Below are 7,747 nucleotides of genomic sequence, written 5' to 3'. Positions count from 1 at the left end.
CGACTCGCGGTTGCGTTTACCTTGACTTGCCGATTTTGAATAAAAACGTGAGGGCCGTCCAGGATCTGTGTAATCTTTGCTGAATTGACAGTAGCAGCCTGAACTGGAGGCACCTGGCAAGTCACCCAGCCCATCAGACAGACAGATCCTTGTAAAATGCTACGGAGCCTTCTTCTAGCAGAGAGAAACTTCATATCTTTACTAAAAAACTTCTAGAGAATAGTAGGTAGCCAGATTGATGTTGAGTTGTCCGTATTTCCTACGAGTCCTCACTCTAATGTAATAACCTGACCCTTTAGCTTTAGAGGAGAATGCACCATTTAGCTAACTGATAGGTTCCTACATAGCAAGTCTTACATTCCCGGAAATTCTTAAGCGATCGACCCAAATCAAGGTATGAAGCTTTAATCAGATGATGCAAATTACAAAAAAAGCGTCTACTAAATATGTTTTTAGATCAAACAAAATTGATTATTAAACTAGGAAATGTTTGAAAAGTTTAGAAAACGACTTCGCTATTTCATACACGATTTTTAAAATCCTCTTAGGGTAAAGTGAGAGATAGAAAACTTCATTCAACACAATAAAATCTTGCTAAAGACTAGAAGACAAACCCATCTGCAACTGCAACTGACTTCATACAAACGACTAGTTGCAAATTAACTCACTACAAGTACTCACTACAAGTACTAATGCCTGGTTGGTAAACAAAACTCCTAAAACCCCATTTTCCGTAGGTTGGTGTTGAGCAAAGCGAAACCCAACAGAAACTTCTCAAACATTGAGTTTGGACAGATTCAGCCCAACCTACCCAAAAAGATTTGTCAGAGAGGTACTAATGTAGAAATGTAGAAAGCCTATGCAGAAAGTCTAATATCTACTAGTTTCTTAGTTCCAGTTGTCTGAGCGCAAAGTAGCATTCTTCTTACGGTGGAGCAGTTTTTCAACGCTTATGAAGAAACGATGTGAAAAGTCATCCTGCTGCTGATTTCGTTGTAGAGCATCCAGGTAGATCTGCTTAAACAGATGCCGTTGAGTCGAGCTACCCCCGATCGCCCAAAGAGATGACAAGATAGGCTTGAAATAAGCGATCGTGCCATGCATATCTCTGCTTGCGTGAGCAGCCATTCCTTCGGCAGCAGGAATAATGATCTCAGTCCACAATCCTCGCTGACGTGATTCAAGCTTTTGAGCATGATTTGCCATACTCGCCAACATTTCGTTAACCTGCTCAACCTGCCCCGTTCTCGCCAACGCATACACATAGTGCAAATCATGGAGAGGCAATGTGTGTTCGTGAATGCGTGGCAGCAAGTAAGGGACTAGCTCTTTCCAAAAATCTTCTACAGCGTCTCTTCTCATTTCTAGCCGCACTAACATGATCTCTAGTCTTACTAGCAGCGAAATCGCAGTCACTTGATCTTTGGGAGAGTCTTTCTGAGCGCGATTCCAAATTTTGTGGTGGTAGAGCGCAATGACCATTTGCAAATCGACCTTTGTCAGATAGAAAAGCGCTATATGGAGCCAATTGTGGGTATACAGCATAGAGTTGCAGTTTTCCCAGGTAGGGGCTAGACCTTCCATCCAAACAATGCCCTCGTCTACTCGTCCTTCGGCTTCCATGATATGAGCTACTGCATGATGTGCCCAGGGATTGTCACGGTTTAGAACAACTGCCCGTCGTCCTAGTTCCTCTGCCTGGGGCAATCGACCGCACTGCTCTAAGCCAAATGCAACCATGCTGAGTAAGTAGGAGTCTTCCTGATTTTCAGGCAACACGGTTTCAGCAATTTGAAGTAAACCTAATTCGTTACCCTGATAAAAGTAGTGATATTGTCCTTGCTGGACTGAGATGAGATCTTGAGGAAACTGTTGAGCGATCGTTTCGTGATAGTCGATTGCCTGACAGATGGCTCCTTTTGCCCAGGCAGCGATCGCATTGATATAAAGTCGCTCTCGCTCACTCACCCGACCCAAGTTCTGTGTAGCGACTTTGAGATAGAAAACTGTCTGTCCTCGTGCCGTGAAACTTTCTTGAGAAAGGTAGTAGGCAGCCACATAAGCATTTGCGATCGCGCAAGTAGGATCAGCTTTGACTGCTTGAAGAATCAATACTTCTGCATCCCGTCCATATCGAAGTGAGCAATCAATAAAGCCGTTAATTGCGCTGACCGCTTCTCGTGAATCTGTTGTAATGTCAAGTCCTTTGCTATCTTTCAGCATCTTGTTTTCCCCAACAGGGTAGCAGTTGAAATGCTCCCAGAGATTGTTTCATCATCCAGAAAAAGTGCCAAGAAAAAGGACTGAGTGTGTTCTCCATCACCCAGCCCTCAGACCTCATATTTGACATCCGATTTGTCTCTACTGAGTCAATGAATTGAGTTAGATGTAGCTTGTAATATCTTGATGACACTCATCCGCTAGATAAGATAGCGCTCGAAATCTTAAGCCCATCAACTCATCGTAAAAGGGATTGAGTTTGCACAATGGTGGAATGTGTAGTAGCACGCGATCGCCCCAAAGCGTGATGTCACGGGCAAATGGACACTGCGACGGAATCAATTTGCACAGCCAGTTGGCGACTCTAGGATTATGAATCTCAGTGCGATCGAGCCGTTGACGAATTGAACTAGAGAGAAGCGTAATGCTGTGGTGAGGTAGTGTAACATGCATGATGTAAGCTCCTTGCAACTGTGAGGCTAGTCTCGCTCTGAAACTAGCGAAGGTCTAAAAAACAAGCGAATCTTCAAGGGGTTGACTGCCGGAGTGGCGGTGGACGGAGTAGCCCTAACTTTACATCCGCCCGACCACTTCGACTTCCAGCCTCACCCAAGTAACCTGCCAGACTGTACGCCTTCTACAGCCAGGCGAGCGGCGGAGGTAGTCATATGCCGCAGGTTATAACGAATCCCGTTTACTGCCTAGTGGCTCTTGACTGCTCACGGGAACCTCTTTGGGTTTGCTGAAATTGCTCTACCTGTCTGCAATTCTAAGTCTCGTCAAGTGACAGGTCGGGGATGAAAAAGTGACAAACTGGAGATAATGTTGAAGGGAGCAGAAACCGACGATCGGGGATGTTCCTGAATGCTGAAGTGGCTCCAACGGTTCTTCCAATCCGTCTTTTGCGACAATGTTCTGTAAATTGTAGAGGTACGGCACCTACAATCTAGAGGGTTAACAGCTTACCGCTGGTTGACTGACAAATCTTTCCCCCTCATCCCTAAATCCCTTCGCCCCCAGTGGGAGAAGGGACTTCAGAAAAATTTAGATTTGAAAGCCCCTCGCCTGTCCTGGGAGAGGGGTTGGGGTGAGGGCGGTTCGAGTTTTGTTAGTCAACCAACAGCTTATCGTCTATTTAGTTGACAATGCTGGATGATGCCCTGGGCCATTCAACAATGTTGCGAGAAGAAGGAGCGTGCTGGATCAAATCTTCAACATTGCGTTTAATGGTGTCGCAGATAAAGTCTAGAGGCAAATCGTTCGGATCATGTCCAAAAGGCTCCTCGATTTCAGAACTCACCTCCTGAATAGACAGGAAAATTAAACTGATGAAAGCCGTGGCTGGGCTAACCCACCAGTGTAAATTATCGACCAATTCTAGAGGTACAATGATGAAATACGCTACTAGCAATATCTTAAGCGTCATTGTATACGCCAAAGGCACAGGTGTCTTCAAAATCCGTTCACACCCACCCAGAATATCTACCAGGTCATTGAGCATTTTATGCAAATCCTGGAGCTGAAACCCGTTAATCTGTCGATGTTCATACTGCTGCTGCACATAGTCCTCAAGCCAGAACGCAATCTCTAGAGGGCCATGATTTACCTCCTGAAGTCTGCGATATTGAGGTAGTGACATCAAAGGTGCTAATTCGTCGTTTAAGCTCATCGGATCACGCCGCAGATGCAGTTTCATCGCTACAGCAAAAGCAGCAACTAACCGCATCGAGTCTTCTTTTTGGGTGCGATCGTGCGGCAGTCGCTCTTCCACACTGATCCAAATGCTGCGGGCACAATTGCGAACCGTATTCACCATAGACCCCCACAACTTTCGTCCTTCCCAAAATCGCTCGTGGGCTGCATTTGTGCGAAAGACCAACAACAAACTTAAAGCAATATTCAGTGCTACAGCAACATGGGGCAACGCCTTATTTTCATGGACAGCAGAGAGATAGCCAAGCTGATGTAGTAAAGAAGTGAGTGCACCATACCCAGCGCACAGTAACACCCAGGGAAGAATTGCATGAAGCACAGTGTCTCCTAGTCGAAACAGCACTTGCAGCCCAGTGAGTTTTTCACCTGTGTAGCGCGAAAACTTTTCTTGAAAGGATCGCAATGAAACCAGTTTTTGCCGAGATTTGCGTTTTGGAACAGGGCTTTTTCCCTGTCTTTCTTTTAAGGGAACATGGTTGGAGTTGGTCGATCGCTTCTGAAAACGGTGCATCAAATTCCTTGCTTTAGTCATCTTCAAACCTCTGGATTCCTACAAGTTTCGAGCAGTATTACTCGCGTGGGCACTCATACCAATCTCGTGTGTTGTTGAACTGCATAGAAGCCTGACAGCTTCTTGTGATGAGTGTTTAAGAAGGCAAGCCGTTCATCACGAAAAATGGATGTCCGCATTTACTTCGATCGAGTCGCGAATTTCTGAGGGGCTAATTCTGTTAGACTCTACAGGATTGCCATACACCCCTCGCCTTCGTTGTGGAAACAAAAGTCTATTTCTTGAGTTGTTGCAATCACTGACCTTTGCGATCTGATGGCGATCGAGCCATTAAATTTTTATGGCTTGCTCAAGTCAACAAGATGATCGACTGTCATAGGACAATTCATCTTTTATTAGATGATGATTTGCATTAATAAAAACTATAAGTGAGAGAACGTAACAAAGTCGAGGCAAAAAAGAGAGTTTACCCAATTTGCTCTCAATCCGCGACTCTGGGTGAGAAGATTCAAAGTTCCTCAATCCAGGATCTCAGCCTAAAAGAACTGTCTACTCCCGGCTTTGTCACAGTTCTGTCCCCAGTTTGTCACTGTCGTTTGTTTAATGTGATGTCTAGTTCACGCTTCAAAAGCCGGGTAATGCGGATAGCGTTACTGCTCACCAAACATCCGCATTACTTTTCTCAAAGAACACTGCTCAGACGGGGCTAAACCAATGAAAAAACTAATTGAAGGTTTGCAGGAATTTCGGAAGACTTATGTTCCTGCTCATCGGGAACTGTTAGCACAGCTTTCTCAGGCACAAAAGCCTAGAGTCATGTTTATCACCTGTTCTGACTCCCGGATTGACCCTAACCTGGTGACTCAAACAGAGATCGGTGAACTGTTTATTGTTCGCAATGCCGGAAACATTATCCCACCCTATGGAGCAACCAATGGGGGCGAAGGAGCCACGATCGAGTATGCCATTCACGCTCTGGGAATTGAGCAAATCATCGTCTGTGGTCACACGCACTGTGGGGCAATGAAAGGACTGCTACATCTCAATAAGCTTCAAGAAGACATGCCTCTCGTCTATGATTGGCTCAAACATGCAGAAGGCACTCGCAGACTAGTCAAAGACAGCTACACCAACCACAGCGATGAAGAAATGTTGGAAGTTGCGGTAGCAGAGAATGTGCTAACTCAAATCGAAAACTTGAAGACTTATCCACTAGTCCACTCCAGACTGTATCAGGGTAAGCTACATATCTATGGTTGGGTCTACCAAATCGAGACGGGCGAAGTGTTAGCTTATGATCCCGTTACCCATACTTATGTGCATCCTCAGAGCCAGATTGCTGACGACGAGATGGACGGGCAAACCGGAAAGCCTTTTGTTAAGACCAGTGCGCCCCCGGTTGCTTGTGAGTTCCATTCCCTCAAAGCCATCGACCCAGATATAACTGGGCAAAATGATGAAGGTGCATCTCAAGAAGTAACGCCTCGCCTCCCGATCGAGACTGTGTCTGAGCTATCTAGAGTTCAGCAACAGCTATCTGCTTGAATGATCTTTTATCCCTGAGAATCACTGTATGGCAACCTACAAAGTTAGACTAATTAACCCGGATGAGGGGTTAGATGTGACGGTTGACGTTCCTGAAGGCGAGTACATTTTAGATGCGGCTGGGGAACAAGATGTTGACCTCCCTTATTCCTGTCGGGCAGGTGCTTGCTCGACCTGTGCTGGCATGTTGAAGGAAGGAAAAGTTGATCAGTCGGATCAGTCTTTTCTGGATGATGAGCAGATCGAAAATGGGTATGTATTGCTTTGTGTCGCTCGCCCCACGTCTGACTGTACTCTGCTCACTCATCAAGAAAGTACGCTGTACTAGAATTGAATGTTCTGGAAGTTAAACGCTCGTTAAACGTTCATTTCTCAACGACTCTACTTTGACAATTCAATGGGTGCCGCTCTACCTTTTGGTTTGCTAACTAACTCTGCACTACCCAACAAAACTAAGAATCGCATCTGCTCACCGGAGGGGATCATGACTTCTACATTGGCAAAGCTTAAGGAGTATGTGCAAGCTTCTAGCGATCGCTTTCTCAATACACCCGATCGCGCCTTAAATCGTGCTTACCAGTCCGTTCAGCAAATTGAACTACTCGAAACCCAGTACTTTAGTGGTGATAGCGCTTCCATCGAAGCTTACGAAGGTCATGCAGCGGCCTTTTTGAAGGCAGAGCTTGAAAAAAATCTGAGTGTTGCCAGACTAAAGCTTTCAGAATTTAAGACGAGCAGCGTGATCTTTGAATCGCTGAGTGATAGCCAACAAGAAAAGTTGAGCGTCATCGATCGGGTGTTAGCCAGATACACAGCGACGAAGGTTCCTTCATCTGCACTCTTGCCAACTTCTGCAACGCGGATCTCCACAACGGCAACCTTTCAGATAGAGCCAGCCAATACCTCTACTGCGAGAAGCTCGGTAGAAAAAACAGGGTTGCTGCCGCGCTCGATCGGAAACACCTTCAATCGGATCAAAGAAGAGCTAAATCCCAAATCAGAAGCAGAAGTTATCAAGAAGTTTCGCAGCGACCAGGAGAAAACCGCTATTTCGGTGCGATTTCTCTTAGTGTTGGCGCTGGTTCCTCTATTGACTCAGATCGTGACGAAGCAAGTGATCGTCAGTCCGATCGTCGAGCGTGTCAGTGGTGGAGAGACAGCCCAGATTTTCATCAACTCTGAAATGGAAGAGGAAGCATTCAGGGAGCTACAAAGCTTTGAGGAAAGTCTGAAGTTTTCAGCGCTGATCAAGTCCAGCCCTCGACTTTCAGAAGCGGAGCAGGAAAAAAGAGTCGAACAGAAGGCAGACGAGATTGCCGAACAGTTTCGACAAAGAAGCAAGAATGCCATTAGCAATGTGTTTGCTGACTTGATTGCTCTGGGAGCCTTTGCCCTGATCCTCTTAATGAGCCAAAAAGAGATTGTGGTTGTCAAGTCATTGATGGATGAACTGGTGTATGGTCTCAGCGACACTACAAAGGCTTTCTCCATCATTTTGATGACTGATATCTTTGTGGGATTTCACTCACCCCACGGATGGGAAGTGCTATTAGAGGGAATGGCAAACCACCTGGGCGTTGCTGCCAATCACAGTATGATCTCGCTCTTCATTGCGACGGTTCCAGTTGTGATGGATACCATCTTTAAGTACTGGATTTTTCGATATCTGAGCCGTATGTCACCTTCAACAGTGGCCACGCTCAAACAGATGAATGAGTAGCACACCGACCAGCAAATCGTCACCCTGCTAGAAATGCC

General features: G+C 45.8%; 7 protein-coding genes. 3 read left to right on the top strand and 4 right to left on the bottom strand.

The window, feature by feature from the left end:
• From ACJ2PR_RS24370 to ACJ2PR_RS24355, 4 genes are all read right to left on the bottom strand, one after another.
• Positions 1-194: hypothetical protein (locus ACJ2PR_RS24370; protein ID WP_446878886.1), on the bottom strand; the 194-nt coding region annotated here is incomplete at its 3' end.
• 694 nt (positions 195-888) lie between these two features.
• Positions 889-2,223, bottom strand: a complete 1,335-nt coding sequence (locus ACJ2PR_RS24365; RefSeq protein ID WP_446878885.1) for a tetratricopeptide repeat protein — start codon at positions 2,221-2,223, stop codon at positions 889-891.
• Positions 2,224-2,382: 159 nt separating this feature from the next.
• The gene (locus tag ACJ2PR_RS24360) at positions 2,383-2,673 is read right to left on the bottom strand and encodes a Mo-dependent nitrogenase C-terminal domain-containing protein (protein ID WP_446878884.1); all 291 of its coding nucleotides are present in this window, start codon (positions 2,671-2,673) and stop codon (positions 2,383-2,385) included.
• A 682-nt stretch (positions 2,674-3,355) separates the two neighbouring features.
• Positions 3,356-4,465 carry a bestrophin family protein gene (locus tag ACJ2PR_RS24355; RefSeq protein ID WP_446878883.1) on the bottom strand — a complete coding sequence of 370 codons (1,110 nt, stop codon included), beginning with the start codon at positions 4,463-4,465 and terminating at the stop codon, positions 3,356-3,358.
• A gap of 693 nt (positions 4,466-5,158) precedes the next feature.
• Between ACJ2PR_RS24355 and ACJ2PR_RS24350 the strand changes: the two genes are divergently transcribed.
• The 3 genes from ACJ2PR_RS24350 to ACJ2PR_RS24340 all read left to right on the top strand — a co-directional run bounded on the left by ACJ2PR_RS24350 (position 5,159) and on the right by ACJ2PR_RS24340 (position 7,709).
• A complete protein-coding gene (locus tag ACJ2PR_RS24350; protein ID WP_446878882.1) occupies positions 5,159-5,989 on the top strand; it encodes a carbonic anhydrase in 831 nt (276 codons plus the stop codon).
• A gap of 28 nt (positions 5,990-6,017) precedes the next feature.
• A complete protein-coding gene (locus ACJ2PR_RS24345) occupies positions 6,018-6,317 on the top strand; it encodes a 2Fe-2S iron-sulfur cluster-binding protein (RefSeq protein WP_446857845.1) in 300 nt (99 codons plus the stop codon).
• Between the two features lie 156 nt (positions 6,318-6,473).
• Positions 6,474-7,709 carry a proton extrusion protein PcxA gene (locus ACJ2PR_RS24340; RefSeq protein WP_446878881.1) on the top strand — a complete coding sequence of 412 codons (1,236 nt, stop codon included), beginning with the start codon at positions 6,474-6,476 and terminating at the stop codon, positions 7,707-7,709.
• Positions 7,710-7,747 lie beyond the last annotated feature (38 nt).

This window comes from Phormidesmis sp. 146-33, assembly GCF_052939515.1.
The sequence above is the reverse complement of the archived record's forward strand: the minus strand, read 5'-3'. Positions and strand labels throughout refer to the sequence as shown.